This window comes from Streptomyces sp. NPDC044921 (assembly GCF_056432865.1).
On the sequence record NZ_JBWKIF010000017.1, the window covers coordinates 40,741 to 67,550 of the forward strand.

29 protein-coding genes and 1 pseudogene are annotated in these 26,810 nt (G+C 72.0%); 12 read left to right on the forward strand and 18 right to left on the reverse strand.

Going from position 1 to position 26,810, the window contains the following annotated elements:
• Positions 1-21 precede the first annotated feature (21 nt).
• A complete protein-coding gene (locus tag AC07DA_RS25205) occupies positions 22-471 on the forward strand; it encodes a type II toxin-antitoxin system PemK/MazF family toxin (protein ID WP_479130469.1) in 450 nt (149 codons plus the stop codon).
• A 61-nt stretch (positions 472-532) separates the two neighbouring features.
• Here AC07DA_RS25205 and AC07DA_RS25210 read toward each other — a convergent pair whose 3' ends face one another.
• The 7 genes from AC07DA_RS25210 to clpS form a co-directional block, all read right to left on the reverse strand.
• The gene (locus AC07DA_RS25210) at positions 533-1,483 is read right to left on the reverse strand and encodes a PLP-dependent cysteine synthase family protein (RefSeq protein WP_479130470.1); all 951 of its coding nucleotides are present in this window, start codon (positions 1,481-1,483) and stop codon (positions 533-535) included.
• Positions 1,484-1,485: 2 nt separating this feature from the next.
• A complete protein-coding gene (locus AC07DA_RS25215; RefSeq protein WP_383328533.1) occupies positions 1,486-1,764 on the reverse strand; it encodes a MoaD/ThiS family protein in 279 nt (92 codons plus the stop codon).
• A gap of 123 nt (positions 1,765-1,887) precedes the next feature.
• On the reverse strand, positions 1,888-1,983 hold the full coding sequence (locus AC07DA_RS25220) for a putative leader peptide (protein ID WP_311688247.1): 96 nt from the start codon (positions 1,981-1,983) through the stop codon (positions 1,888-1,890).
• Positions 1,984-2,093: 110 nt separating this feature from the next.
• Positions 2,094-2,516: a M67 family metallopeptidase gene (locus AC07DA_RS25225; protein WP_479130471.1), complete on the reverse strand. Its 423-nt coding sequence runs from the start codon at positions 2,514-2,516 to the stop codon at positions 2,094-2,096.
• 132 nt (positions 2,517-2,648) lie between these two features.
• Complete coding sequence (locus tag AC07DA_RS25230; RefSeq protein WP_479130472.1) at positions 2,649-4,076, reverse strand: amino acid permease; 1,428 nt, start codon at positions 4,074-4,076, stop codon at positions 2,649-2,651.
• Positions 4,077-4,423: 347 nt separating this feature from the next.
• Positions 4,424-5,032 (reverse strand): DUF2017 domain-containing protein, encoded by a 609-nt coding sequence (locus AC07DA_RS25235; RefSeq protein WP_479130473.1) that lies wholly within the window; start codon positions 5,030-5,032, stop codon positions 4,424-4,426.
• Between the two features lie 32 nt (positions 5,033-5,064).
• On the reverse strand, positions 5,065-5,382 hold the full coding sequence (gene clpS / locus AC07DA_RS25240; protein WP_137301422.1) for an ATP-dependent Clp protease adapter ClpS: 318 nt from the start codon (positions 5,380-5,382) through the stop codon (positions 5,065-5,067).
• A gap of 107 nt (positions 5,383-5,489) precedes the next feature.
• On the opposite strand from clpS, the gene AC07DA_RS25245 reads away from it, so the two are divergent.
• Positions 5,490-6,836, forward strand: a complete 1,347-nt coding sequence (locus AC07DA_RS25245; protein WP_479130474.1) for a nicotinate phosphoribosyltransferase — start codon at positions 5,490-5,492, stop codon at positions 6,834-6,836.
• A gap of 115 nt (positions 6,837-6,951) precedes the next feature.
• On the forward strand, positions 6,952-7,542 hold the full coding sequence (locus AC07DA_RS25250; protein WP_479130475.1) for an isochorismatase family protein: 591 nt from the start codon (positions 6,952-6,954) through the stop codon (positions 7,540-7,542).
• A 72-nt stretch (positions 7,543-7,614) separates the two neighbouring features.
• Here the strand turns inward: AC07DA_RS25250 and AC07DA_RS25255 are convergent, their stop codons facing one another.
• On the reverse strand, positions 7,615-7,959 hold the full coding sequence (locus AC07DA_RS25255; RefSeq protein WP_479130476.1) for a hypothetical protein: 345 nt from the start codon (positions 7,957-7,959) through the stop codon (positions 7,615-7,617).
• 122 nt (positions 7,960-8,081) lie between these two features.
• Positions 8,082-10,430, reverse strand: a complete 2,349-nt coding sequence (locus AC07DA_RS25260; protein WP_479130477.1) for an immune inhibitor A domain-containing protein — start codon at positions 10,428-10,430, stop codon at positions 8,082-8,084.
• A 406-nt stretch (positions 10,431-10,836) separates the two neighbouring features.
• Here AC07DA_RS25260 and AC07DA_RS25265 point away from each other — a divergent pair, with 406 nt between their 5' ends.
• Positions 10,837-11,115 (forward strand): hypothetical protein, encoded by a 279-nt coding sequence (locus tag AC07DA_RS25265; protein ID WP_479130565.1) that lies wholly within the window; start codon positions 10,837-10,839, stop codon positions 11,113-11,115.
• A gap of 44 nt (positions 11,116-11,159) precedes the next feature.
• Here AC07DA_RS25265 and AC07DA_RS25270 read toward each other — a convergent pair whose 3' ends face one another.
• Both AC07DA_RS25270 and AC07DA_RS25275 read right to left on the reverse strand, forming a co-directional pair.
• Positions 11,160-11,930, reverse strand: coding sequence for an RDD family protein (locus AC07DA_RS25270; protein ID WP_479130478.1), 771 nt, complete (start codon positions 11,928-11,930; stop codon positions 11,160-11,162).
• A 60-nt stretch (positions 11,931-11,990) separates the two neighbouring features.
• Positions 11,991-13,913, reverse strand: coding sequence for an RDD family protein (locus tag AC07DA_RS25275; protein WP_479130479.1), 1,923 nt, complete (start codon positions 13,911-13,913; stop codon positions 11,991-11,993).
• A 245-nt stretch (positions 13,914-14,158) separates the two neighbouring features.
• Between AC07DA_RS25275 and AC07DA_RS25280 the strand changes: the two genes are divergently transcribed.
• Positions 14,159-14,569 (forward strand): SsgA family sporulation/cell division regulator, encoded by a 411-nt coding sequence (locus AC07DA_RS25280; protein WP_479130480.1) that lies wholly within the window; start codon positions 14,159-14,161, stop codon positions 14,567-14,569.
• 10 nt (positions 14,570-14,579) lie between these two features.
• On the opposite strand, the gene AC07DA_RS25285 is transcribed toward AC07DA_RS25280, so the two are convergent.
• A complete protein-coding gene (locus AC07DA_RS25285) occupies positions 14,580-15,986 on the reverse strand; it encodes an FAD-binding oxidoreductase (RefSeq protein ID WP_479130481.1) in 1,407 nt (468 codons plus the stop codon).
• 120 nt (positions 15,987-16,106) lie between these two features.
• Positions 16,107-17,252, reverse strand: a complete 1,146-nt coding sequence (gene hppD / locus AC07DA_RS25290; RefSeq protein WP_351350821.1) for a 4-hydroxyphenylpyruvate dioxygenase — start codon at positions 17,250-17,252, stop codon at positions 16,107-16,109.
• A gap of 123 nt (positions 17,253-17,375) precedes the next feature.
• On the opposite strand from hppD, the gene AC07DA_RS25295 reads away from it, so the two are divergent.
• The 7 genes from AC07DA_RS25295 to AC07DA_RS25325 are packed head-to-tail and all read left to right on the forward strand — an operon-like array spanning position 17,376 to position 22,442.
• Positions 17,376-17,846 carry an Lrp/AsnC family transcriptional regulator gene (locus tag AC07DA_RS25295; protein WP_397705731.1) on the forward strand — a complete coding sequence of 157 codons (471 nt, stop codon included), beginning with the start codon at positions 17,376-17,378 and terminating at the stop codon, positions 17,844-17,846.
• A gap of 19 nt (positions 17,847-17,865) precedes the next feature.
• Complete coding sequence (locus tag AC07DA_RS25300) at positions 17,866-18,513, forward strand: ABC transporter permease (RefSeq protein ID WP_479130482.1); 648 nt, start codon at positions 17,866-17,868, stop codon at positions 18,511-18,513.
• Positions 18,506-19,762, forward strand: a complete 1,257-nt coding sequence (locus tag AC07DA_RS25305; protein ID WP_479130484.1) for a betaine/proline/choline family ABC transporter ATP-binding protein — start codon at positions 18,506-18,508, stop codon at positions 19,760-19,762. The genes AC07DA_RS25300 and AC07DA_RS25305 overlap by 8 nt, the downstream gene beginning before the upstream one ends.
• Complete coding sequence (locus tag AC07DA_RS25310; RefSeq protein WP_479130485.1) at positions 19,759-20,664, forward strand: ABC transporter permease; 906 nt, start codon at positions 19,759-19,761, stop codon at positions 20,662-20,664. The genes AC07DA_RS25305 and AC07DA_RS25310 overlap by 4 nt, the downstream gene beginning before the upstream one ends.
• Entirely contained in the window at positions 20,661-21,620 is a 960-nt protein-coding gene (locus AC07DA_RS25315; RefSeq protein WP_479130486.1) for a glycine betaine ABC transporter substrate-binding protein, read from the forward strand. The genes AC07DA_RS25310 and AC07DA_RS25315 overlap by 4 nt, the downstream gene beginning before the upstream one ends.
• Before the next feature lie 59 nt (positions 21,621-21,679).
• Positions 21,680-22,255, forward strand: a complete 576-nt coding sequence (locus AC07DA_RS25320; protein ID WP_479130487.1) for an ArsR/SmtB family transcription factor — start codon at positions 21,680-21,682, stop codon at positions 22,253-22,255.
• A gap of 13 nt (positions 22,256-22,268) precedes the next feature.
• The gene (locus AC07DA_RS25325) at positions 22,269-22,442 is read left to right on the forward strand and encodes a hypothetical protein (protein ID WP_479130488.1); all 174 of its coding nucleotides are present in this window, start codon (positions 22,269-22,271) and stop codon (positions 22,440-22,442) included.
• On the opposite strand, the gene AC07DA_RS25330 is transcribed toward AC07DA_RS25325, so the two are convergent.
• The 5 genes and pseudogenes from AC07DA_RS25330 to AC07DA_RS25350 all read right to left on the reverse strand — a co-directional run bounded on the left by AC07DA_RS25330 (position 22,439) and on the right by AC07DA_RS25350 (position 26,787).
• Entirely contained in the window at positions 22,439-23,230 is a 792-nt protein-coding gene (locus tag AC07DA_RS25330) for a S16 family serine protease (protein ID WP_479130489.1), read from the reverse strand. The genes AC07DA_RS25325 and AC07DA_RS25330 overlap by 4 nt on opposite strands.
• A gap of 99 nt (positions 23,231-23,329) precedes the next feature.
• Positions 23,330-23,971, reverse strand: coding sequence for an IclR family transcriptional regulator (locus AC07DA_RS25335; protein ID WP_479130490.1), 642 nt, complete (start codon positions 23,969-23,971; stop codon positions 23,330-23,332).
• A 299-nt stretch (positions 23,972-24,270) separates the two neighbouring features.
• A complete protein-coding gene (locus AC07DA_RS25340; protein ID WP_479130491.1) occupies positions 24,271-26,070 on the reverse strand; it encodes a DEAD/DEAH box helicase in 1,800 nt (599 codons plus the stop codon).
• 136 nt (positions 26,071-26,206) lie between these two features.
• A pseudogene (locus AC07DA_RS25345) lies at positions 26,207-26,590 on the reverse strand (type II toxin-antitoxin system death-on-curing family toxin).
• On the reverse strand, positions 26,587-26,787 hold the full coding sequence (locus tag AC07DA_RS25350) for a CopG family ribbon-helix-helix protein (protein WP_479130492.1): 201 nt from the start codon (positions 26,785-26,787) through the stop codon (positions 26,587-26,589). The pseudogene AC07DA_RS25345 and the gene AC07DA_RS25350 overlap by 4 nt, the downstream one beginning before the upstream one ends.
• Positions 26,788-26,810 lie beyond the last annotated feature (23 nt).

Here is a 26,810-nt window from a genome sequence, read left to right on the forward strand (position 1 = left end):
GTACGCCGGTACCGTCTCAGTATGGACACGTCCTGGTGGCTGGCGCTCGCCGCGCTGGTACTGCTCGCGCTCGTCGCCACGCTCGTCGACGGCTGGGGACGCGGGCGGCGCACGCTGGAGCGGCGCACCCGGGCGACGGCGCCGCGCACCGCGGTGGCGGACCGGCCGCAGCCCGCGGAGATCTGGTGGGCGGACGTGCCCTACGAGGACGCCGCGCGGACCAAGGACCGGCCGTGCCTGGTGCTGGCGGTGCGCGGGGAGCGGGCCACCGTCGCGAAGATCACCACCCGGTTCCGGGCCGGGCGCGCCGGCGTCATCCCCCTGCCGCCCGGCTCCGTCGGCGACACCCGGGGCCGGGCGAGCTTCCTGGAGACCGACGAGCTGCGGGAGGTTCCGGTGTGGGGCTTCCGGCGGCGGGTGGGCGTGGTGGATCCGGCACTGTGGGACCAGGTGCGGTACCTGGCCGGGTGACGGCGAACAGCGAAGGGGCCGCAGTCGCGACTCCGGCCCCTCGGTGTGTCCGTGCCGTGGGCTACGCCCAGAGCTGCCCCTGCAGCGTCTCGATGGCCTCCTGCGTGGTGGCGGCCGTGTAGACGCCGGTGGAGAGGTACTTCCAGCCGCCGTCGGCGACGACGAAGACGATGTCGGCGGGCTCACCGGCCTTGACGGCCTTCCTGCCCACGCCGATCGCGGCGTGCAGCGCGGCGCCCGTGGAGACGCCGGCGAAGATGCCCTCCTGCTGCAGCAGCTCGCGGGTGCGGGTCACCGCGTCCGCCGAGCCGACCGAGAAGCGTGAGGTCAGCACGGACGCGTCGTACAGCTCGGGCACGAACCCCTCGTCGAGGTTGCGCAGGCCGTAGACCAGGTCGTCGTAGCGCGGTTCGGCCGCGACGATCTGCACGCCGGGCTTGTGCTCGCGCAGGTAGCGGCCGACGCCCATGAGCGTGCCGGTGGTGCCGAGGCCGGCCACGAAGTGCGTGACGGACGGCAGGTCGGCGAGGATCTCGGGGCCCGTGGTCGCGTAGTGGGCGCCCGCGTTGTCCGGGTTGCCGTACTGGTAGAGCATCACCCAGTCGGGGTGCTCGGCCGAGAGCTCCTTGGCTACGCGCACGGCGGTGTTGGAGCCGCCCGCGGCCGGGGAGGAGATGATCTCGGCGCCCCACATGGCCAGCAGGTCACGGCGTTCCTGCGAGGTGTTCTCGGGCATCACGCACACGATGCGGTAGCCCTTGAGCTTCGCCGCCATGGCCAGGGAGATGCCGGTGTTGCCCGAGGTCGGCTCCAGGATCGTGCAGCCGGGGGTGAGCCGGCCGTCCTTCTCCGCCTGCTCGATCATGTGCAGGGCGGGGCGGTCCTTGACCGAGCCGGTCGGGTTGCGGTCCTCCAGCTTCGCCCAGATGCGGACGTCGGGGGACGGCGACAGCCGCGGCAGGCGCACCAGAGGGGTGTTGCCCACCGCGGCCAGGGGTGAGTCGTAGCGCATGATCAGACCATGCCGCCGGCCACGGCCGGCAGGATCGTGACGTTGTCGCCGTCCGACAGCTTGGTGTTGATGCCGTCGAGGAAGCGCACGTCCTCGTCGTTCAGGTAGACGTTGACGAAGCGGCGCAGCTGGTCGCCGTCCACGATGCGGGCCTGGATGCCCGCGTGCCGGGTCTCGAGGTCGTTGAACAGGTCGGCGAGGGTGTCCCCGGTGCCCTCCACCGCCTTCTGACCGTCGGTGTAGGTGCGGAGGATGGTCGGGATGCGGACCTCGATGGCCATGGCTCAGGGCTCCTGTCGGAAGGTGTCGTCGGGTGGTGGCGCGCGGCGGCGCGGGCGTGCGTGGTCGTACGCAGGTGGAGCGTTTCGCCGCGGCTCACGGCCGTACGGCGGCAGGGTGCTGCGTCAACAGATGGCGCTGGCGAGCCTGCACAGGTCGACGTGCAGCCGCGCCACGAGCAGATCGCCCGGCGTCTTTTCGCTCACGTCGTGGAAAACCATGGGCTCATCGTATCGATTCCCGGCCGGGCTCCCCGAGTGTGATCCCACACTTCGGACGTTGTTCATCCGCATCACGAGATGTCCGGGCTGCGTGCGAGCTCAGGCCCGGCTCAGTACGCCGCCACGATCCGGACCTCCTCCTCCGTGACCTCGCCCTCGACGATCCGGAAGGAGCGGAACTGGAACTCGCCGGCCCCGTCGGTGTCGGCGGTGGAGACCAGGACGTAGTGCGCGCCGGGCTCGTTGGCGTAGGAGATGTCGGTGCGCGAGGGGTAGGCCTCGGTCGCCGTGTGCGAGTGGTAGATGACCACCGGCTCCTCGTCGCGGTCGTCCATCTCGCGGTAGAGCCTGAGCAGGTCGCCGGAGTCGAACTCGTAGAACGTGGGCGACATGGCCGCGTTCAGCATGGGGATGAAGCGCTCGGGGCGGTCCGAGCCGGCCGGTCCGGCGACGACGCCGCACGCCTCGTCGGGGTGGTCCTTGCGCGCGTGCGCGACGATCCGGTCGACCAGGTCCTGGGTGATGGTCAGCATGCCGGCAAGGATAAGCAGAAGGGCCGTTCCGTACCGATGGCTGGTACGGAACGGCCCACATGCCGGACGCCCTGAGCGGCAGCCGCAGGGGGTGCCACGAGTACTCCCTGCGGCTGGGCGCCGGCAGGCCCGTCAGCCGACCTTCTCGAACTCCGCGTCGTCGCGGCGCTCGGCGATCTGCGGGTTGCGGCTCTTGAGGACCGCCCAGCCGATGCCGAGGGCGACGGCCCAGCCGGCCGCGACGTACAGGCAGACCCGGGCGTCCTTGTCGTAGGCGATCATGCAGGTCACGCCGATGAGGAAGAGGAGCGCGACCCAGCTGAACAGCGCTCCGCCGGGGGCCGGGAAGGACGAGGCGCGCAGCCGGCCCGCGTCGACCGCGGCGCGGTAGCGGATGTGGCTGATCAGGATCATCATCCAGGTCCAGATGCCGGCCGCGGTGGCGACGGAGGTGACGTAGAGGAACGCCTTCTCCGGGACCACGTAGTTCAGGACCACGCCGATGCCCATGAGCGCCACGGAGACGGTGATGCCGACGGCGGGCGTCTTGCGGGCGTTGAGCCTGCCGAAGGCCTGCGGAGCCTCGCTGTTGGAGGCCAGGTCGCGCAGCATGCGGCCGGTGGAGTACATGCCGGAGTTGCAGGACGACAGGGCGGCGGTGAGCACCACGAAGTTGACGATGCCCGCGGCGAGCGGGATGCCGATCTCGCCGAAGGCGTGCACGAAGGGGCTCTCGCCGGCGGAGAACTCGGTCCACTTCACGACGGACAGGATCACCAGCAGCGCGCCGACGTAGAAGACGATGATGCGCCAGGGCAGGGTGTTGATGGCCTTGGGCAGGGTCTTCTCGGGGTTCTCCGACTCGCCCGCGGTGACGCCGACGAGCTCGACGGCGAGGTAGGCGAACATGACGCCCTGCAGGGTCATCAGGCTGGAGCCGATGCCGTTGGGGAAGAAGCCGTCGTGCGCCCAGAGGTTGGAGACGGTGGCGGTGTCACCGGCGTCGGAGAAGCCGAGGGTGAGCACGCCGAGGCCGATGACGATCATGCCGATGATGGCCGTGACCTTGATCATCGAGAACCAGAACTCGACCTCGCCGAAGATCTTCACCGAGATCAGGTTGACGCCGAAGAGCACCACCAGGAAGACCAGGGCGCTGACCCACTGCGGGATCTCCGGGAACCAGAAGTGGATGTAGATGGCGGCGGCCGTGAGCTCGGCCATGCCGGTGACCACCCACATGAGCCAGTACGTCCAGCCCGTGACGAACCCGAAGAACGGGCCGAGGAACTCACGGGCGTACTCGGCGAAGGAGCCGGAGACGGGCCGATAGAGGAGCAGCTCGCCCAGGGCCCGCATGATGAAGAAGATCACGACGCCCGCGAGGGCGTACATGAGGACGATGCTGGGTCCCGCCTTGGCGATGTTCGCTCCGGCACCCATGAACAGGCCGACGCCGATGGCGCCGCCGATCGCGATCATCTGGACCTGGCGACTGCCGAGGCCCCGCTCGTAGCCCTCCTCGGGCACGTTTTCCGTGTCGACCTGCGCAGAGGTCATGTGTGGTGCGCCTTTCTCCATGCCGACCCGGGCCTCTCGTCGGCCGCGGATCGGGTCTCGATCCCCCCGGATTGCTGGAGTCGTGCCTGGCCGGCGGTTGCCGGCTCGGTGGCGCACCCGGCCGGACATTCGGGTGGTGTCCCGCCGGGCGATCGTGAAGATTTATCACGGTCGTCGGACTGATCACCGGGTGACAGTGTGGGGCACGGCACAAGCAAAAGCGGACAAACCGATGCCCGGGCGGCCATAGGAGGCGGGCGCGGTGACGGGATCGTTATCCGGATTTGAGTGTCCTCTGAGCGAACACGGATCGCCCCGCCCGACGAGGGCCACGGGACCTTCACCGATCAGGGCATGAGCGTTCCGACCAGCGTCTCCTGGAGTCCGCCGAGCCACAGGTAGGCCATCACCATCGGCTTGCGCGGGTCGTCGTCCGGGAGGCGGTAGAGGAGGTCGGTGTCCTCCTCCTCGGCGATCTCCAGGCGGGAGCCGATCGCGAGACGGAGGTCGTTCAGCGCGCCCAGCCACTGCCGGGACTCCTCCACCGACAGCTTCAGCACCGCCCCGCCCTCGCCGGCCGAGGCCGAGGCGAGCGCGTCCAGGGAGCGGACCACCGCGAGGGCGTTGTCCCGCTTGCCCGCCCGCAGGTCGTTCTCGGTGTAGCGGCGGAACTCGGCCGAGTAGGCCCGTTGCTCCTCGGCGTCCCGGGGCGAGGCGGGCCGCTCGGGGTCGCCGTAGGCGTCCGGGAACAGGCGCCGGAGCACCGGGTCGGCGGGCGGCTCGCTCGGGCCCTCGGCGAACAGCTCGGCGAGCGGGTCGCCGGAGGCGTCCTCGGCGGGGCCGGGGCCGATGAGTTCCAGGAGCTGGACGGCCAGCGACCGGATGATGGAGATCTCGACGTCGTCGAGGGCGACGGCCGCGCCGCCGCCGGGGAGCGGTTCGAAGGTTCCGGGCATGAACGCCTTTTCGCTGCTGGGCGGGGTGCTGGCTACTTGCGGTCCTGCTGGAGGGTGGCCCACAGGCCGTAGCCGTGCATGGCCTGCACGTCGCGTTCCATCTCCTCGCGCGTGCCGCTGGAGACGACCGCCCTGCCCTTGTGGTGGACGTCGAGCATGAGCTTGGTGGCCTTGTCCTTGGAGTAGCCGAAGTAGGTCTGGAAGACGTACGTCACGTAGCTCATGAGGTTGACCGGGTCGTTGTGCACGATGGTGACCCAGGGGACGTCGGGCTCGGGTACGGCGAAGACCTCCTCCGCCGACTCGGTGCGTTCGATCTCCAGGGGCGCGGGTGACGTCACACTGCCCATGCTGCCACCCGAGGGGGGTAGTCGCACAAACGGGCCTGGCCGCAAGGCGATCGCGTCCCCCGGGACCGCAATCGTCAGATTGACGAAATGGGGGTACTCTCCTCTCCATGAACACAGCGGACCTTGGGCTGCCGGTGGACGTTCCCTCGACGGCGCTCTTCACGGACCAGTACGAGCTGACGATGCTGCGGGCCGCCCTGACGGCGGGCACGGCCGAGCGGCGCAGCGTGTTCGAGGTCTTCACCCGCAGGTTGCCGGACGGCCGCCGCTACGGCGTCGTGGCGGGCACCGGACGGGTGCTGGACGCGGTGGAGAACTTCCGCTTCGACCCGGGCGTCCTGGGCTTCCTGCGCGAGCGCGGGATCGTCGACGAGCGGACCCTGGAGTGGCTCGCCGGCTACCGCTTCGGCGGCGACATCTGGGGCTACCCGGAGGGCGAGGTGTACTTCCCGGGCTCGCCGATCATGCGGGTGGAGGGCACCTTCGCCGAGTGCGTGCTGCTGGAGACCGTGATCCTGTCGATCCTCAACCACGACTCGGCGATCGCCGCGGCCGCCTCGCGCATGTCGGCGGCGGCGGGCGAGCGGCCGCTGATCGAGATGGGCGCCCGGCGCACCCACGAGCTGGCGGCGGTGGCGGCCTCCCGGGCCGCGTACGTCGGCGGCTTCTCGACCACCTCCGACCTGGCCGCCGGCTTCCGCTACGGCATCCCCACCGTCGGCACCTCCGCGCACGCCTTCACGCTGCTGCACGACAGCGAGCGGGACGCCTTCCGGGCCCAGGTGGAGACGCTGGGCCGGGGGACCACGCTGCTGGTGGACACCTACGACGTCGACGAGGCGGTCCGCACCGCCGTGGAGGTCGCCGGGACCGGGCTCGGGGCCGTGCGGATCGACTCCGGCGACCTGCTGCTGGTCGCGCACCGGGTGCGCCGGCAGCTGGACGAGCTGGGCGCGACCGACACGAAGATCGTCGTCACCTCCGACCTGGACGAGTACGCCATCGCCTCGCTGGCGGCGGCGCCCGTGGACGCCTACGGCGTCGGCACGCAGCTGGTGACCGGCTCCGGCCACCCCACCTCCTCGATGGTCTACAAGCTGGTGGCGCGGGCCGAGTCCGCGGACCCGAAGGCGCCGCTGGTGCCGGTGGCGAAGAAGTCCAGCGGCGGCAAGGCGTCGGTGGGCGGGCGCAAGTGGGCCGCGCGGCGGCTGGACTCCCACGGGGTCGCCGAGGCCGAGGTGGTCGGCACCGGGCGGGTGCCGGCCGCGCTCGCGGACCGGCAGCTGCTGGTGGAGCTGGTCAAGGGCGGCGAGGTGGTGGCGCGCGAGCCGCTGGACGCGGCGCGCGACCGGCACGCGGCGGCGCGCGCGGGGCTCCCGATGTCGGCCACCCAGCTCTCCCGGGGGGAGCCGGTCATTCCGACGGAGTACGTGCACGAGGGCTCGGGTAGCTAATGGCGGTGTGCCGCGATGCGCCGACCCGCGCCCCCTCCCGACCCCGCTCACTTGTTCGTAGGCTCGGCAGTGCACCGGCCGGGCTCGCCGACCCCATAGCCGAAGGACACCGACCATGCGCCGCGCCTTGATCGTCGTAGACGTGCAGAACGACTTCTGCGAGGGGGGCAGCCTCGCCGTGGCCGGCGGTGCCGACGTGGCCGCCGCCGTCACCGAGCTGATCGGACAGGCCGGCGGGTCCGGCTACCAGCACGTGGTGGCCACCCGCGACCACCACATCGCGCCGGGCGGCCACTTCTCCGCCAGCCCCGACTACGTCCGCTCCTGGCCCGCGCACTGCGTCGCCGGCACGGAGGGCGTGGGCTTCCACCCGAACTTCGCGCCGGCCGTCGCCTCCGGTGCGATCGACGCGGTGTTCGACAAGGGGGCGTACGCGGCGGCGTACAGCGGCTTCGAGGGGACCGACGAGAACGGCACCACCCTGGCCGACTGGCTTCGCTCCCGCGACGTCACCGAGGTCGACGTGGTCGGCATCGCCACGGACCACTGCGTGCGCGCCACGGCCCTGGACGCCGCGAAGGAGGGCTTCCGCACCCACGTCCTGCTCGACCTCACCGCGGGGGTGGCCGCCGAGACCACCGAGCGGGCCCTGGAGGAGCTGCGGGAGGCGGGCGTGGAGCTCTCCGGCAAGCCGGTCGTCCAGTAGCCGGAGGCCGTCCGGCGGCCGGGCGGCCGTCCGCCGGAGCGGGGGGCTCCGGCGCGCGGCCGGCCCCGCGGGTCAGGTCCGGGCAACGGGGCCCCTCAGCAGCGACCTGATCGGCCGCCACAGCTCCTGGACCAGGTCCGGGCCGCTGACGACACCGTTGCCGGGGGCCGTGCGCCATATCAGGCCGTCGGGGTGGTGCAGGACCGCCGTGATCTCGTCGGGGGTCGGCGGGGCGGCGTTGCCGCGCAGGTACACCGACCGCAGACCCAGGTTGCGGAGCCTGGTCAGGGCCCGCGCGCGGTTCGCGGAGTGGACGAGCACACGGACGGCGCCGGGGGCGTCGGCGGCGGGGCTGGGCAGGTTCAGCGCCACCACCACCGTGCCGTTCGGCAGCTTGCAGAAACCTCCTGCGGCCATGCGCTCATCCCCCCGTGTCGGTCGGTGTCAATAAGAGAGCCACAGGACGCACCTAAACACGGATCGGCGGTGACCCGCCAGTGGGTCACCGCCGATCATGCTCTGACCTGCAAGGATGCGGATTACCTACCCGCGGGGCCGACCTCCAGCTCGATCGTCGAGCCGTCCTTGGCCTCCTTGAGGATCTTGATCTTCGTGTTGGTGTCAGTGATCTTGACACCAGCGGTCGGGTTCGACTCGTCGTAGTAGTCGTTCGTCCGGTCGTTGAAGACCGGCACGCCCTTCGAGCCCGGGATGTACTTCGCCACGTCCGCCTTGTGCAGCGTCATGCCGTCGGTGCGGTAGAGGCTGAACGGCGAGTCGTAGGCCTGGATGCGGTTGCGCATCAGCGTGCCGTCGGCCCACCTCAGCGCGGTCGGGTGGGAGTCGACCGGGAGGACCAGACCGGTGCCCTTGTGCTCACTGGTGTTGTTGTCCGCCTGGGAGGTGTCCCACTTCCAGATCAGCAGGCCGTTCTGGTACGCGTAGTGCTCGACCCAGTCCGGGCGCTCGGTGAAGCCGAAGTTGTACGGGCCGACCTTGAGGGTCTTGTCGTACGACACGTACTGCCGGTTCTCGGCGATGTAGTACTGCGCGTAGTCCCGGGTGAAGGACGCGCCGATGCGGGAGAAGCCGTTCGCCGTCCAGGCCGCGTCCGCCGACTCGGCGTCGTCGGAGAAGACCGGGGCACCGTCGGCGGTCACCGCGATCCGGTCGGCCGCGAAGCCCTTCATCGCCAGGCCACCGTCGGTCTGGTAGCGGAAGCGCAGGTCGAACTTCTTGCCCGCGTAGGCGTCCAGGGAGTACGCCAGCTTCTTGTAGCCGTCCACCGTGCCGTGCAGGGCCGGCTTGTCGCTGCCGTCCCGCGGGATCGGCTTGCCGTCCACCGTGCCGTCCAGGGCGGTCCAGTTGGCGCCGCCGTCGGTCGAGACCTCGGTGTAGAGGTAGTCGTAGTTGGACTCGATCTCGTACCAGCCGTCGAGGGTCAGCGACGCCGACGTCTTGCCGGTGAGGTCGACGGAACGGGTCAGCGTGTTCTTCAGATTGTTGCCGCTGCCGCTCCACCACTGGGTCTTGCCCTCGGCGGGGGTGACGAGCTCGGTGGTGACCGCCTTCTTGGGCAGGTCGACGATCAGCGCCTGCTTGTGCTTGGTGTTGTACTCCGCGACACCCAGCTTGTGCCAGGAGTCGACGCCGGCCTTGGCGCGGTCGTAGTTCAGCCAGCCCAGCTGGAGCTTGTCCCAGGCGGTCATGTCGCCGGGCAGGTCACCGATCTCGTTCTTGCCGGTGCCCAGCCAGGAACCGGACGACATCAGCGTCCAGAAACCGGTGGAGTTCTCGCCGCCCGCGGTGTCGTAGTGGTCGGGCAGGCCGAGGTCGTGGCCGTACTCGTGGGCGTAGACGCCGAGTCCGCCGTTCTCCGGCTGGACGGTGTAGTCGCCGACCCAGATGCCGGTGTCGCCGATCTTCGCGCCGCCGAGCTTGTTGTTCTCGGGGCCGGTGGCGCCGGCGTCGGTGCCGAAGGCGTACCAGCGGTGCGCCCAGATCGCGTCGGTGCCCTGGGCGCCGCCGCCCGCGGACTCGTCCTCGCCCGCGTGCACGATCTGGAAGTGGTCGATGTAGCCGTCGGGCTCGTTGAAGTCGCCGTCGCCGTCGAAGTCGTAGCGGTCCCACTCGTCGAAGCGCGCGACGTCCGCCTTGATCTGCGCGTCGGTCCTCCCCGCTGCCTTCTGCTGGGAGACCCAGGCGTCCAGGCCGTCGCTGACGACGTTCCACACGCTCGGGCAGTTGGTGTCACCGCAGGCGTTGTTGCCGTAACGGGCCTCGTTGTAGGGCACCTTGACCCAGTCGGAGACCTCGCCCTCGACCGAGTAGCGGCCCGAGGACTGCTTCTCGTAGTACGTCTTGACGGAGTCGACGCCCTTGCCGGAGCCGAAGTACAGGTCCCGGAAGTAGTCCCGGTCGTAGTCGGCCCGCCAGGCGGTGGAGTTGTCCTTCTTGCGGTCCGGCTTGGGTATCTGGTTGTGCAGCGGGCCCGGGGTGCCGCCGTAGCGCGGGTCGGTCTTGTCGCCGAACTCGACCAGGATCGTGAAGATCTTGTCGGTCTTCTCGCGGCCGAGCTCGACGTACTTGCTGTCGCCCTTCTTGCTCTTGAGCTCGACGACCTTCGAGCCCTCGCGGTCCTTGACCTTGGTCTTGCCGGATATGACCTGGGTCAGGGCCTCCTGGCGCTGCGCCTCCCGGGTCTTGCTCAGGGGGCCTTCGAGGTCGTGCTCGTCGTGGTGGCGGTCCGCCGGGTCGTGCCGGTCCACGGTGGTGGACCGGGGAGCGGAGGTGTCGTCGGCCACGGCGTACGTCGAGGCGGTGGCGGTGGCCGCCGCGAGCGCCACACCGATGGCGGCCGCTCTGAACGTCCAGGGTCTACTGGTCACTTGAGTTCCTCCCCCGCGTGCGTGCGCGCGGAAGGAAGGGGTCCCTGGTCAGGTGCGGGTCCGCGCGCGCGTGATCAACGCGTGTAGTCAAGTGACGACATTTGACTAGAGGTTTAGCGGAAAAGACAGACCTTGACTTGGACAAGTCAAGTGCACTATGCGGAGTCGACGTTTCGTTTTACGGACAACCAAACGGTTGTCCCCGCGGTGGGCGGGCGCGTACACATGTCCACTCCGTGGACGCCATGACTCCGTGCGCCCCCTGTGCACCGCCCTTGTTGATTAGGTCACGCTTACCGCTCGTTCCCGTCGGGCAGCCTGCCGGTTAGAGTCGCTTGGCGGAACGCCCGGAAGCCGGCGGAATGCCAGGCCGACGCCCCCGTGGACCCCCACTTTCGAGGACATGATGGCCATGCCCCGTCCGACCGCCGCCCAGCTCGCCTACGGTTCGTGCACCGTGATCCTCTCGACCCTCGCCATGCTGCTGCTGTCGCAGACGAGTTCGGGTGCGGGGATCGCGCTCATCGCCGTCGCGGCGCTCGCCCTCGGGCTCCTGGTCGCCATGACGGTGCCGCTGCCCGGCAGGCGCGCCGCCGCCGTGGAACGGCCCGCGCCCCGGGAGCCGGTGCGGGCCCCGGTCGCCGCCCCGGCCCCGGAGCCGGTGCGGCAGCGGGCGGCGTCCTGACCGCCGCTCTTCCGTCCCCGTGAGGCAGTTGGCGCCGCGCTGCCTCAATTGGTGCTGACCACGACCGTTTTGGCCGCCTTGTCGTGCAGGCCCTGTTTGTAGGGCCGGTCGAAGAAGCTCCAGCCGCCGGAGATCGCCGTCCAGACGCAGGCGCAGCAGAAGGCGAACGGGATCCACAGCACGGCCGCGCGCGCCAGCGCGGTCTGCACGGAGGGCGTGGCGCCGTTGCCGAGGTTGGCCACGCGCAGGTGCAGCAGCCTCTTGCCGAGGGTCTGGCCGGTCCTGGCGGTCAGGAGGGTGTCGTAGGCGATGTAGAGGACGGCGGCGACCGCCGACTGCCAGAAGGACTTGCCGACCTCGATGCGGTCGCCGTCGACGTCGTACTCGTTGACGCCGAAGCCCAGGGTGAGCAGCCAGACGACGACACCCACGAGGATCATGTCGATGACGCGGGCGAGCGTGCGCTTGCCGCTGTCGGCGAGCGGGGGCATGCCGGCGAGCGGGTCGGAGGGGTAGGACCCTCCGCCGTAGGGGTCACCGCCGTAGGGGCCGCCACCGGGTGGGCCGCCGGGTCCGCCGTACGGGCCGCCACCGGGTCCGGAACCGCCGGGTGGGCCGCCAAAGCCGCCGGGGCCGCCCGGACCGCCAGAGCCCGCGGGGCCGCCCGAGCCCGCGGGGCCGCCCGGGTACGGCGGGGGACCGTCGCCGTACGGGGAGCCCGTGCCCTCTCCGGGCGGCTCGCCCGGGGGCCGCTTCCGGAACGGGTCGTCTTCCGGGGGCTGCTGACCGGAGCCGGGGGGCGGTTCACTGCTCATGGCCCGAGTCGATCGCGAAGCGCCGGGCTCCGCATCCGGCAGACGGCCGTCCGGGGGAGTTCAGCCCGCCACGAACGTGCGCGCGGCCTTGTCGTGCCAGCACTGGCGCCACGGCTTGTCGAACAGGCACCAGGCGACGCCGACCACGCCGACGACGAGGAGGCCGGGCACGCTGTAGACCAGCCAGCGGCGCAGGGCCGCGCCGAACTCGGGGGTGTCGTGCCCCTCGATGTCCCGCACGTCCAGGCCCATCAGTCTCTTGCCGAGGGTGCGCCCCCACTTGGCGGTGGGCAGCACCTCGCACAGGAGACCGGCGAGCAGCAGCACGGCCAGGATGATGCCGAGGTGGACCGAGGTCGTGCCGTCGAGCAGCCACACCGTGACGGTCTCGCCGGAGAGCCGGGCCGCGTCGATCTTCTCGTTGACGTGGTCGACGGCCGCGATGCCGAGCGGGACGGCGGCGGTGGCGGTCAGGCCCAGCAGCACGACGGTGTCCACGAGACGGGCGGCCAGCCGCTTGCCGAGTCCCGCGGGCCGGGCCGAGGCCTGGCGCCGGGCAGCCGCCTGGAACACGTCCTCGACCGGCGGCTTCCAGGGCGCGACCGGCGGCTCGTCGCCCCCGCCGGCTCCGGCGAGCCGGTGCACCTGCTGCGCCCAGGAGGACTGGCCGCCCCCGGGGCCGGGACTGAGGGGGGTGGCCGCGGCGGGGGCGCCGGACTGCGGGGGGATGGTGGGCGCCGCCTGCGGCCCGGACAGCGCCGTGGCACCGGCGGCGGGAGCCGCGGCGGGGGCCTGGGCACCCACGGGTCCGGCCGCGGCCTGTGCGGCGGCGGCCTTGCCGGCTCCGAAGCCGGGCCGGTTCGCCCCGTCGGCGGAACCGGCCGCGCCGCCCCGCGCGCTGAAGGCGGGTCCGGCCGGAGCCTGCGCGGGACCGGCCGCGCCGGCGGGACCACCGAAACCGGAGCCGCCCGGCCCGGCGGGCGCCGCCGGGCCGCCGAAACCGGCCCCCGCAAAAGCACTGCCCGACGCGGCCGCGCCGCCGAACGCGGCCCCGGCCGAGCCTCCGCCCGCCCCCGGCGAACCGGCCGGAGCGCCGAAGCCCGGCCCGGCCGGGCCCCTGCCCGGTCCCGAGCCCGGGGAACCGGCCGGGCCGGGAGCACCGGAGGAAGCCTGGGCCGTCGACGAGCCCTGGGAACCGGCGGCACCCGGCGAACCCGCGGCACCGGCCGAACCGAGGCCCGGCCCCCCGGCGTCGCCTCCCGCGCCCGCCGCGCCGCCCCGCGCCCCCGGGCCGGGTCCGGCCGGGTCCCGGCCCGCAGCGCCCCCGGCCGGTTTCGCGCCGCTCCGGGAGCCGCCCGGGCGCGACGCGACCGGGCGGAACGTCATCGTGCCCTCGTCGGGCGCCTCGGCGGTCCCTCCCCCGGGCTTGCCCGACGGGCGGCGGAAGACGAACGTGCTGCCGGAGGCCGCCGCGTGCCCCTCCCGGTCGGCCGGCGGGACCGACGCCGTGCCGTCGGCCCGCGGGGACTCGTCGGCCGGCCGGCCGTGCGCCACCCTCGGGTCGGCGCCCTGCCGGTCCCCGGCCCCGGCGCCCCCCGCCTGCTGGGCCGCCCCCTGCGCGCCCTGCGGCGCGCCCCACGACACGCGGCGGTCCTGGTCGCCGCCGAAGCCGGACTGGCGGGAGCGGTCCGCGCCCCAGGCGGAGGCCGGTTCGGGTCGGCTGCCGTGCTGGGCGTCGGCGGCGGGCTCGTCGACCGGGTCCTCGTCGAAGAAGTGCGGGCCGGTCTCCTCCACCGAGGCGGCGGGGGCCGCCCCCGCGCCCGGCGGCGGCGCGAGCGACTCGCCGTCCTTGGGCGCCGGACGGCTGGTGCCCGGCACCCAGGAGGCGCCGTTCCAGTACCGGACGTATCCAGGGATGGAGGGGTCCGGGTAATACCCTTCGCGGGGCCTGTCGTCACCGGGGGCCGGGGTTGGGGCGCTCATGTCCGTCGTCCCGTATCTGCTCGGGGGCCAAATGGGGGCCTCCACATCTATCAGACGCGCGCGAGCCCCACCCCCGCTCCCACCGGACCCGCCCCTTTCGAGCACCGATGTGCTACGCGGGGGGACGCCCCGGGGCGTCCCCCTGCGAAAAAACTTCCGGCAACGCGCGTAATGGCGCCGCCCCCGCCCGCTCTCTCCTGCTGACCGGCCCTCACGGGCAGCCGTCAGAAGAAGGGAACACCGCCATGCGGACCGTGGTGGAGCGGGAACTGGAGCTGAACCTCGTCCTGTCACCGGAGCGCAGGATCCCGGTGCAGTCGCGGCTCGGGTACGTCACCGACGACCCGTACGCCGTCCACGTCACCTTCCACACCGACTGCGCGCACCCGGTGCACTGGACGTTCGCCCGGGACCTGCTGGTGGAGGGCGTGTTCCGGCCCTGCGGACAGGGGGACGTGCGGGTGTGGCCGACGAAGGCGGAGGGGCGCGGCGTGGTGCTGATGGCGCTGAGTTCGCCCGACGGGGACGCCCTGCTGGAGGCCCCGGCGGCGCAGGTGTCGGCGTGGCTGGAGCGGACGCTGCGGGTGGTGCCGCCGGGGACGGAGGGCGAACAGCTGGGACTCGACGACGAGTGGGACCAGTTGCTCGCCCAGTGAGGCGACGGCGTCAGAACAGCTTGCCCGGGTTGAGGATGTTCAGCGGGTCGAAGGCCCGCTTCACGGCCCGCTGCATCTCCATCCCGACGGGGCCGATCTCGCGCGCCAGCCACTCCTTCTTCAGCACGCCGACGCCGTGTTCGCCGGTGATGGTGCCGCCGAGTTCCAGGCCGAGCGCCATGATCTCGTCGAAGGACTCGCGGGCGCGGCGGGACTCGTCGGGGTCGGCCGGGTCGAAGCAGACCGTCGGGTGGGTGTTGCCGTCGCCCGCGTGGGCGACGACGCCGATGGTGAGCCGGTACTTCCCGGCGATGCGGTCGACGCCGTCGAGCATCTCGGCGAGCCGGGAGCGCGGCACGCACACGTCGTCGATCATCGTGACGCCCTTGACCGCCTCCAGCGCGGTGAGCGACAGCCGGCGTGCCTGGAGGAGCAGTTCGGACTCGGCCGCGTCGTCGGCGGGGACGACCTGGGTGGCGCCGGCGGCCTCGCACAGCGCGGCGACGGCGGCGAGGTCGGATGCCGGGGCGGCGGTGTCGAAGGCGGCCAGCAGCAGGGCCTCGGTGGTCTCGGGCAGGCCCATCTGCGCCAGGTCGTTGACGGCCTTGACCGTCGTACGGTCCATGAGTTCGAGGAGTGACGGGACGTGGCCGCCCTCCATGACGCGGCACACGGCGTCGCAGGCGGCGGCCCCGGAGGCGAACTCCGCGGCCAGCACGAGTTGCCGGGGCGGCTTGGGCCGCAGCCCGAGCACGGCCCGCACGACGATGCCGAGCGAGCCCTCGGAGCCGACGAACAGCCGGGTCAGGTCGTAGCCGGCGACGCCCTTGGCGGTGCGGCGGCCGGTGGACATGAGACGGCCGTCGGCGAGCACCACGTCGAGGCCGAGGACGTACTCGGCGGTGACGCCGTACTTCACGCAGCACAGGCCGCCGGAAGCCGTGCCGATGTTGCCGCCGATGGTGCACATCTCCCAGCTGGAGGGGTCCGGCGGGTAGTACAGGCCGTGTTCGCCGACGGCGCGGGACAGGGCGGCGTTGACGACGCCGGGCTCGACGACGGCGATGCGGTCGACCGGGTTGATCTCCAGGATCCGGTCCATCTTGGTCAGGGAGAGCACGATGCAGCCGTCACTGGCGTTGGCGGCGCCGGACAGGCCGGTGCGGGCGCCCTGCGGGACGACCGGGACGCGCAGGGCGGTGGCCGTGCGCATCACGTGCTGGACCTGTTCGGTCGTCCGGGGCAGCACGACGACGGCCGGGGTGCCCGCCGGGCAGAAGCTCGCCATGTCGTGCGCGTAGGAGGCCGTGATGTCGGGGTCGGTGAGCACCGCCTCGGCGGGCAGGCCGCCGAGCAGCAGGTCGACGAGGTTGCCGGTCCTGTCGTCGGGAGGCGCTTCGATACGGCTCATGATCACAGGGTCGCACCGGTGGTCACCGGTGTGAAGCCCGCCTGCGGCAGCCGTCACCTGCCCGGGTGCGGAAGGGGCCGTGCGGGTGCCCGGTGACACCCGCACGTCCCGGGACGCGCCGCCGGGCTACAGGTTGCCGCGGCGGGCCTGCTCGCGCTCGATCGCCTCGAACAGGGCCTTGAAGTTGCCCTTGCCGAAGCCCATGGAGCCGTGGCGTTCGATGATCTCGAAGAAGACCGTCGGGCGGTCCTGGACCGGCTTGGTGAAGATCTGCAGCAGGTAGCCGTCCTCGTCGCGGTCGGCAAGGATCTTCAGCTCGCGCAGGGTGTCGATCGGCACGCGGGTCTCGCCGACCCACTCGCCGAGCGTGTCGTAGTAGGAGTCGGGCGTGTTGAGGAACTCCACGCCGGCCGCGCGCATGGTGCGGACCGTCTGCACGATGTCGTTGGTGTTGAGCGCGATGTGCTGCACGCCCGCGCCGCCGTAGAACTCCAGGTACTCGTCGATCTGGGACTTCTTCTTGGCGATGGCCGGCTCGTTGATCGGGAACTTGACCTTGAGCGTGCCGTCGGCGACGACCTTGGACATGAGCGCGCTGTACTCGGTGGCGATGTCGTCGCCCACGAACTCCTTCATGTTCGTGAAGCCCATCACCTTGTTGTAGAAGCCGACCCACTCGTTCATCCGGCCGAGCTCGACGTTGCCGACGCAGTGGTCGATCGCCTGGAAGGTGCGCTGCGCGGGCGGCTCGACGATCGGCTTGGCCGCGACGTAGCCGGGCAGGTAGGGGCCGTCGTAGCCGGAGCGCTCGACGAGGGTGTGGCGGGTCTCGCCGTAGGTGGCGATCGCGGCCAGGACGACCGTGCCGTGCTCGTCCTTCATCTCGTACGGCTCGGCGACCGAGCGGGCGCCGTGCTCCAGGGCGTAGGCGTACGCGGCGCGCGCGTCCGGCACCTCGATGGCGAGGTCGACGACGCCGTCGCCGTGCTCGGCCACGTGCCGGGCGAGGAAGTGGCCCCAGTCGGTGGCGGGCTTGATCACCGAGGTGAGGACGAAGCGGGCGGAGCCGTTCTCCAGGACGTAGCTCGCGGTCTCGCGACTGCCGTTCTCCGGTCCGGAGTAGGCGACCAGCTTCATGCCGAAGGCGGTGGAGTAGTAGTGCGCCGCCTGCTTGGCGTTGCCCACGGCGAAGACGACCGCGTCCATTCCCTTGACCGGGAAGGGGTCGGCCTGCCGGGCGGTGTCGGGAGTGTGGTGTGTGGTCTGCGTCATAGCCGCAGGGTCTCCCCGACCGGCAAGGTGCGCAATAGTTTGCGTTTCTGCTGGGCAATCTGTTCAGCAATACGGCCGAAGAACCGGCCTTTCTGTACAGGATGACCACCTCGGGAGGCTGCTGTGGCGATCGATCACCTGGACGGCCGGATCATCCTCCTGCTCGCCCGGGAGCCGCGGATCGGGGTGCTGGAGATGTCCCGGCGGCTGGGCGTGGCCCGGGGCACCGTGCAGGCGCGGCTGGACCGGCTTCAGTCGAACGGAGTCATCCGCGGATTCGGCCCCGAGGTGGATCCGGCCGCGCTCGGCTACCCGGTCACGGCGTTCGCCACGCTGCAGATCCGGCAGGGGCAAGGCGCCGACGTACGGGCCCACTTGACGACCGTGCCGGAGGTGCTGGAGCTGCACACCACAACGGGCAGCGGGGACATGCTGTGCCGGCTGGTGGCCCGTTCCAACGCCGATCTCCAACGTGTGATCGACCGGGTCGTCGGTTTTGATGGCATCGTCCGGGCCTCCACGGCGATCGTCATGGAGAACCCCGTTCCGCTGCGGATCATCCCGCTCGTGGAGCAGGCCGCGGAGGAGACCTGACGTCATGGGGTGAGCGCGTGTGAACTTCTGGGAGTACCTGGCGGGCCGGCACCAGCAGCTGCTCGCCGACGCCTACCAGCACGCGAGCGCCGTCTTCCAGTGCATGGTCGTCGCGACGCTGCTCGGGGTGCTGATCGCCGTCGTCACCTACCGCAGCGAGTGGGCCGGGAACCTCGCGACCACGGCCACCTCCACCGTCCTGACCGTGCCGGCGCTCGCCCTGATCGGCCTGCTGATCCCGGTCGTGGGCCTGGGCGTGGCGCCCACGGTGACCGCGCTGACGCTGTACGGCCTGCTGCCGGTGGTCCGCAACGCCGTCGTCGGGCTGCGCGGGGTCGACCCGGCGCTGGTGGACGCGGCCACGGGCATCGGGATGTCCCGCCCGGCCCGGCTGCTGCGGGTCGAGCTGCCGCTGGCCTGGCCGCCGATCCTGACCGGGGTCCGGGTCGCCACGCAGATGCTGATGGGCATCGCCGCCATCGCCGCGTACGCCTCCGGCCCGGGCCTGGGCAACGTCATCTTCCGCGGGCTCGCCTCCCTGGGCAGCGCCAACGCGCTCAACCAGGTCCTCGCGGGCACGCTCGGCATCATCGTCCTCGCCCTGCTGTTCGACGCCGCGTACGTCCTGATCGGGCGGCTGACCATTCCCAGGGGGATCCGTGCCTGAGACCGGTGACCACGGGGCCTCCATCGAGCTGGAGAACCTGACCAAGCGGTTCCCCGGCAGCGCGCAGCCGGCCGTGGACAACGTGAGCATGGAGATCAAGGCGGGTGAGGTCGTCGTCCTCGTCGGACCCTCGGGCTGCGGGAAGTCGACCACGCTGCGGATGATCAACCGGCTGATCGAGCCGTCCGGCGGCCGCATCCGCATGGGCGGCGAGGACGTCACCGACATCGACCCGGTCGGGCTGCGCCGGAAGGTCGGTTACGCGATCCAGTCCGCCGGGCTGTTCCCGCACATGACGGTCGCGCAGAACATCGGCCTGGTCCCGAAGATGTGCGGCTGGCCGAAGGCCCGGATCAGGGAGCGGACCGAGGAGCTGCTCGACCTCGTCGGCCTCGACCCCGGCGAGTTCCACGGCCGCTATCCGCGCCAGCTCTCCGGCGGCCAGCAGCAGCGTGTGGGCGTGGCCCGGGCGCTGGCGGCCGATCCCCCGGTGCTGCTGATGGACGAGCCGTTCGGGGCGGTGGACCCGATCACCCGGGACCACCTCCAGGACGAGCTGATCCGGCTGCAGCACGAGCTGCGCAAGACGATCGTCTTCGTCACCCACGACTTCGACGAGGCGATCAAGCTCGGCGACCGCATCGCCGTGCTGCGCGAGCGCTCGCACATCGCCCAGTTCGACACCCCCGAGGCGATCCTGACCAACCCGGCGGACGACTTCGTCTCCGGGTTCGTGGGCGCCGGGGCGGCGCTGAAACGGCTGAACCTGACCCGCGTGCGGGACGTGGGGATCACCGACTACCCGACCGTCACGGTGGACGACCCGCTGCAGCAGATCTTCAACCGGCTGCGCGCCGCCGGCACCAACGAGATCCTGCTGCTCGACCGGCGGGGCCGTCCCTACAAGTGGCTGCGGCGCGGCGACCTGATGCGGGCCAGGGGCTCCCTGGCCCGGGCCGGGACGCTGGTGCACGACACGGTCACCCGGGACGCGACCCTGCGCGACGCGCTGGAGGCGGTGCTCACCGACAACGCGGGCCGGGTGGCGGTGACCGGGCGGCGCGGCGAGTACACGGGTGTCGTCGACATGGAGACCCTCATGAACTCGGTGCACGAGATGCTGGAGGCCGACCGGCTCGACGCGATGGAGCACCGGCACGAGCTGGAGTCGCTGCGGGCCGCGCAGACCCAGGCGGAGCAGGAGGGGGCCGGGGGTGCGACGGGTGTGGGCCCGGGAGGAAAACGGTGAGGGCCGCGGCGGCCGAGGGAACACCGGGGCGTCCCGGGCGGAACCCGGGGCCGGACGGGAAACCCTCCGGCCCGGGCGGGGAGTCCTCCGGCCCGGGCGGGGAGCCCTCCGGCCCGGACGGGAAGACGGCCGGGCCTCCTTTTGGACCCGGCGGACCGGAGCGCCGTCCCGCCCGGGTCAGCCGACGGAAGCTCACCGTGCTGCCCGTGGGCCTGATCGCCGTGCTCCTCGCCACCTGGCTCTGGTTCGAGCAGGCCGACCTGGACGCGCTGACACGGAACGCCCTGTCGGACGGCCAGGTGTCCAAGGCACTGTGGCAGCACATCCAGCTGACCGCGATCTCCACCTTCTTCGTGCTGGTCATCGCCATCCCGCTGGGCGTCCTGCTGACCCGCGGGGCGTTCCGCAGGGCCACGCCGGCGGTGATGGCCCTCGCCAACACGGGCCAGGCGACCCCGGCGATCGGCCTGCTCGCCCTGCTGGTGATCTGGCTGGGCATCGGCCGCCGGGCCGCCCTGATCGGCATGGTCCTCTACGCCGTCCTGCCGGTACTGGCCAACACGATCGCGGGCCTGCGGGCGAACGACCCGACCCTGCTGGAGGCGGGCCGCGGCATCGGCATGTCCCCGATGGGCGTGCTGACCCGGGTCGAACTCCCCCTCGCCGTCCCGCTGATCCTGGCGGGCGTGCGCACGGCCCTCGTCCTCAACGTCGGTACGGCGACCCTGGCGGTCTTCGGCGGGGGCGGCGGTCTCGGGGTGCTGATCACGACCGGCATCACCAACCAGCGGATGCCGGTGCTGGTGCTGGGCTCGGTCCTCACCGTCGTACTGGCGCTGCTGGTGGACTGGCTGGCCTCGCTCGCCGAACTGCTGCTGCGGCCGCGGGGGTTGCGGGCATGAGGGGGCGGGTGGGGCTGGCCGTGCTGCTGCTGGCGGCCTCGGGATGCGGCCTCACCAGCGGCTCCCCCATGGCCGACGACGTCCGGCCCGGGTCGGTCGGGCGGGGCGAGCCGCTCCGGGGCGCGCGCCTGACGGTGACGTCGAAGTCGTTCACCGAGGGCCTGATCCTCGGCGCGATCATGGGCATCGCCCTGGAGGCGGCCGGGGCCGAGGTGCTCGACCGGACGGGCATCCAGGGCTCCCTCGGCAGCCGCGAGGCGGTCCGCAAGGGCGACGCGGACGCCGGGTACGAGTACACGGGCACGGCCTGGATCACGTACCTCGGGCACAGCGAACCGATCGCGGATCCGCGGCGGCAGTGGGAGGCGGTGCGCAGGGAGGACGCGGCGAACGGGCTGGCGTGGCTGCGGCCGTCGTCCCTCGACAACACCTACGCGCTGGCGATGAACCGGCAGAACGCGCGGAAGTACGGCACGAGGACCATGTCGGACGTGGCGAGGCTGGCGAAGTCCGACCCCGGTGCCGTGAAGCTGTGCGTGGAGGTCGAGTTCGCGAACCGGGCGGACGGACTGCCGGGCATGCAGAAGCGGTACGGGATGGACCTGCCGGCGCGGAACGTCACGCAGATGGACACGGGGATCATCTACACGCAGACGGCGAAGGGGAGTTGCCCCTACGGCGAGGTGTTCACGACGGACGGGCGCATCAAGTCGATGGACCTGGTCGTGATGGAGGACGACCGGAAGTTCTTCCCCAACTACAACGCCGCGCCGATGGTCAACGCGAAGACGCTGAGGAAGTGGCCGGCGATCGCGGACGTACTGGATCCGGTGACGGCACGGCTGGACAACGCCGTGGCGCGGGACCTGAACGCGAGGGTGGACGTGGACGGGGAGGATCCGCACGAGGTGGCGCTGGCGTGGATGGTGGCGGAGGGGCTGGTCAGGGAGGGGTGACGCGAGGACTTGCAAAGAACCCCTTGCAAAGGCTTCTTTGCAACGCTACCTTTGTGCGCATGCCCGAGAAACCGGCTCCCCGACTGCTCGACGCCCGCTCGCTGCGCGGACTGGCCCATCCCCTGCGGATGCAGCTGCTGATCGCGCTGCGGCGCGGCGGACCCGCCACCGCCTCCCAACTGGCCGGAAAGCTGGGCGAGTCGAGCGGCGCGACCAGCTACCACCTGCGGCAGCTCGCCGCGCACGGCTTCGTCACGGACGATCCCGGGCGCGGCAAAGGGCGGGAGCGCTGGTGGAAGGCGGTGGACCAAGGCGTCCAGCTCGACGAGACCCTGATCAAGGACCCCGATCCGGCCGTGCGCGGGGCCGTCGCCCTGTTCCGCTACGAGCTGGCGAACGTGCACACCAGGGAGGTCGCCACCTGGCTCGGCACCGCGAACGACTGGGCCGAGGAATGGGACGGCGCCACCGATCTGAGCGACTTCACCCTGCGGCTCACTCCGGAACTCGCCCGTGAGCTGATCGGCAGGATGCACGAGCTCGTGCAGAGCTACCGTCCCCTGCCCGAGGACACCCCGGACGCCGAGACGGTACGCGTCCACACGCACGTCTTCCCCAGTCGGACGAAGCTGTGAGAGGCCATCACCCATGCACCCCGACATCCACCTCGCCCTGCACCACGCCCGCGCCGCCGAGCTCCGGGCGGAGGCCGGGTGCCGCCCGGCGCGTCGCCGGGATCTCCGGACGCGCCTGGGCTGGGCCCTCGTGGAGGTCGGGCTGAAGCTCGCCGTCCGGCCCCGGCCGGCCGCCGCCGCGCATTAACAGCTCGGCACGGAACCCTTGCCCGTCTGCAGGGCCAGCAGGGAGCTCACCGTGCCCTTCAGCGTCGTGACGGGGATCAGCCGCAGGCCCTCGGGGAGCTCCGCGCGCGCGTCCGCGCACTCCGCCTTCGGCACCAGGAACACGGTCGCCCCGTCCCGCTTCGCGGCCTGCGTCTTCAGGGCGACGCCGCCCACCGCCCCGACCGTGCCGTCCGCGTCGATCGTGCCCGTGCCGGCGATGACCCGGCCGCCCGTGAGGTCGCCGCCCGTGCCGTCGCCGTCGAGCTTGTCGACGATCCCGAGGGAGAACAGCAGTCCCGCGCTGGGCCCGCCCACGTCGGCGAGCTTCAGGCTGACCTTGACGTCGTCGGCGTCGAGCCCGAGGTAGTCGAGCGCGGCCTCGGTCGCCGCGTCCTGGGACTCCTTCATCTGCCTGGCGTTGTGCCGCTCGATCTCCTTGACGCTTTCCCCGCTCGGGTACAGGGCGTCGCGGGGCATCACGGCCTCGTCGGTGCGGAACCAGCTGTCGACGACGTCCGGGAGGGAGACACGGGTGTCCGGCGAGGTCGCGACGATGGTCGTCATCCGCAGTTGCCCGCTGGTGTCCCGGGTCGGCGCGCCCGAGATGGTGATCACCGGCTCGCCCTTGTGCTCACCGAGCACGTTCGCCGTCTCCCCCGGCTGGGCCACCGAGAACGGCAGGGGCGCGAACACGACCGTGGCGAGCAGGGCCACGACGGGCAGGGCGCAGACGGCGACGGCCTGGGGGCGCGTGAGGCGAGAGAGCACGGGATCAATCTAACGCGGGCGGGAGGGGCGCCCCGGGGCAGGTCGTCCCGCCCCCGCGGGTCCCCGCCCGGGCCGTCGGCCGCGGGTGCGGGGTCCGCGTCAGCGCAGCGCGTCCGCGACCTCGCGGGCCGCGTCGACCACCCGTGGGCCGACCCGTTCCGGTACGACGTCGGCCAGCATCACCACGCCCACGCTGCCCTCGACGCCCGTCACACCCAGCAGCGGGGCCGCCGCCCCGCACGCGCCCGCCTCCAGCTCCCCGTGGGTGAGCGTGTAGCCCGGGTCCGACCGCGGGTGCTGCCGGGCCGCGAGGATGGCCTTGCCCGCGGCGCCCCGGTCCAGGGGGTGCCGGAACCCGGCCCGGTACGCCACGTGGTAGTCCGTCCAGGTCGGCTCCACCACGGCCACGGCGAGCGCGTCCGCCCCGTCGACCAGGGTCAGGTGCGCCGTCGCGCCGATGTCCTCGGCCAGCGACCGCAGCGCCGGCATCGCGGCCTCCCGCACCAGCGGGTGGACCTGCCGTCCCAGACGCAGCACTCCGAGACCGACCCGGGCACGTCCGCCCAGGTCACGACGTATGAGTGCGTGCTGTTCCAGCGTGGCGAGCAACCGGTACACCACGGTCCGGTTCACGCCCAGCCGGAGGGAGAGCTCGGTCACGGTCAGCCCGTGGTCCGTGTCGGCGAGCAACTTGAGGACCCGCAGTCCCCGGTCGAGCGTCTGGGAGGTCTCCGCGGTCACGACGCCCACTCCTTAGTGGTGAGGTCGGCGGCCCCCTGGTCGGCGGATGCGTCACCGAGTCCCGTCGGCGACGCGCTCGAGAGGCCGCCGATCGGCCGGCGGCCCGGCCTGTCCGGGCCGCGTCGCTTCACGGCTGCGCTCCGCGGCGGCGCTGCCACGGGGCGTGTGCGTAGCGGGACAGTAGCGAAGGGGGTTCGCTGAGCGGAAGGCTCCGTCCAGAATCCGGGCACGGGTCCGGGCGCAGTGCTCTGTTTGGGGCGGTATGCGCGCCCCCCAGGTTGTGGAGCCCCCCGGTCCCGTCACTTCATGCGGGTGGCCCACTCCTGGACCTTGGCGATCCGCTGCCGCAGCTGCCCCGCCGTCGCCTCGGCCGCCGGAGGCCCGCCGCACACGCGCCGCAGCTCGGTGTGGATCACGCCGTGCGGCTTGCCGCTCTGGTGCACGTACGCGCCGACCATCGTGTTGAGCTGCCGCCGCAGCTCCATCATCTCCTTGTGGGAGACCACCGGCCGCCGCTCGGCGGGCAGTTCGAGCAGGTCGGCCTCCTCGTCCGGCTTCTTGCGGCTGTGCGCGATCTGCCGGGCCTGCCGCTTCTGCAGCAGCAGCTGCACCTGGTCGGGCTCCAGCAGTCCCGGGATGCCGAGGTAGTCCTGCTCCTCCTCACTCCCCGGGTGGGCCTGCATGCCGAACTCGGCGCCGTTGTACATGACCCGGTCGAAGACGGCGTCGGACTCCAGCGCCTCGAAGGGCAGCATGTCCTGCTCGCCGGTGTCCTCGTCCTGCTCCCGGTTGGCCTCGTCCATCTCCTTCTCGGACTCGGCGTAGGGGTCCTCCTCGCCCTCCTTCTTGGGCTTGTCGAGGACGTGGTCGCGCTCGCGCTCCATCTCGTTGGCGAAGGAGAGCAGGTCGGGCACGGTCGGCAGGAACACGGAGGCGGTCTCGCCGCGCCTGCGGGACCGTACGAAACGGCCGACGGCCTGTGCGAAGAACAACGGCGTCGAGATGGTGGTGGCGTACACCCCGACCGCCAGCCGGGGCACGTCGACGCCCTCGGACACCATCCGCACCGCGACCATCCACCGGTCGGTGTTGTTGCTGAACTCGTCGATCCGCTCGGAGGCGCCGGAGTCGTCGGACAGCACGAGGGTCGCCTTGCTGCCGGTGATCTCCCGGATCAGCTTGGCGTAGGCGCGGGCCGAGTCCTGGTCGGAGGCGATGACGAGGGCACCGGCGTCCGGGATGGCCTTCCTGACCTCGGTCAGCCGCTGGTCGGCGGCGCGCAGCACGGCCGGCATCCACTCGCCGCGCGGGTCGAGCGCGGTCCGCCAGGCCTGGCTGATGGCGTCCTTCGTCATGGGCTCGCCGAGCCGGGCCGCGACCTCGTCACCGGCCTTGGTGCGCCAGCGCATGTTGCCGCTGTAGGAGAGGAAGATGACCGGCCGGACGACGTTGTCGGCGAGGGCGTTGCCGTAGCCGTAGGTGTAGTCGGCCGCCGACCGCCGGATCCCGTCGTCGCCCTCCTCGTAGGTCACGAAGGGGATGGGGTTGGTGTCGGACCGGAACGGCGTGCCGGTCAGCGCCAGCCGCCGCGTCGCCGGCTCGAACGCCTCCAGGCAGGCCTCGCCCCACGACTTGCTGTCACCTGCGTGGTGGATCTCGTCGAGGATGACGAGGGTCTTGCGCTGCTCCACGCGGTTGCGGTGCAGCATGGGCCGCACGCCGACGCCGGCGTACGTCACGGCGACCCCGTGGTACTCCCGGCCGAGCGGCCCCGCGCTGTACTCCGGGTCGAGCTTGATCCCTATCCGCGCGGCGGCCTCGGCCCACTGCTTCTTCAGGTGCTCGGTCGGGGCCACGACGGTCACCTGCTGCACGACGTGGTGGTGCAGCAGCCAGGACGCCAGCGTCAGCGCGAAGGTCGTCTTGCCGGCGCCGGGCGTGGCGACCGCCAGGAAGTCCCGCGGCTGCTCCTGGATGTACTTCTCCATCGCGCCCTGCTGCCAGGCGCGGAGCTTGCTGGCGGTGCCCCAGGGGGCACGCCCGGGGAACGCCGGGGAGAGGTGGTGCGAAGCGGTGCTGGTGCCGGCGGTGGTAGTCACGGTCTCCGTTGGGGGTCGGGCGGCTCGTGCGAGGAGCCTGACGGCTCGGCTACGTATGACAACCGGGCCACCCTACCGGCGCGCCCGGCCCCTCAACGCGCGGACCGGGCCGGGTCCCGTGCCGGTGGGACCGACGTCACAGCTCCCTCAACCGCCCCGCGATCCCGCGGACCTCAGCCTCCGCCCCGGACGCCACGTCGACGACCAGCGTCTACGCCACGTCCTGGTCCGCCCCGGCCGGGTCGACGCCGTTGAGGGCGAAGAAGGTGGCGGTGGCCAGCCAGGCGGTGCGCTTGTTGCCGTCCACCAGGGGGTGGTTGGCGGCGATGGCGTGCAGCAGGGCGGCGGCCCGCTCGTACAGGTCCTCGTAGGCGGCCGTACCGAACATCCGGGCCCGCGGGCGGTGCACGGCTGAGGCGAGCAGCCCCGGGGCACGCGCCTCGGGCGGCCGCCCGCCGAAAGCGGCCTCGGCGACGGCGGTGACCTCGTCGACGGTCAGGTAACGGGTCGGCCGAGTCATTCGCCGAGCCTCCTCAGCAGGTCGGCGTGGTCCCGCGCGAGCCCTTCCGCGACGGCGAGCACCCGCTCGCCCTCCCGGCGCAGATATCCGCGCAGGGCTTCCAGCACCACCTCTTCCGGCGTGCGGCCCCGCGCGTCCGCGAGGTCGTCGAGGGACTGCCGGAGGGCCGGGTCGAGGGACAGGAGGAGATCGGACACGAGCAGAGGCTACGGCCGGAAAC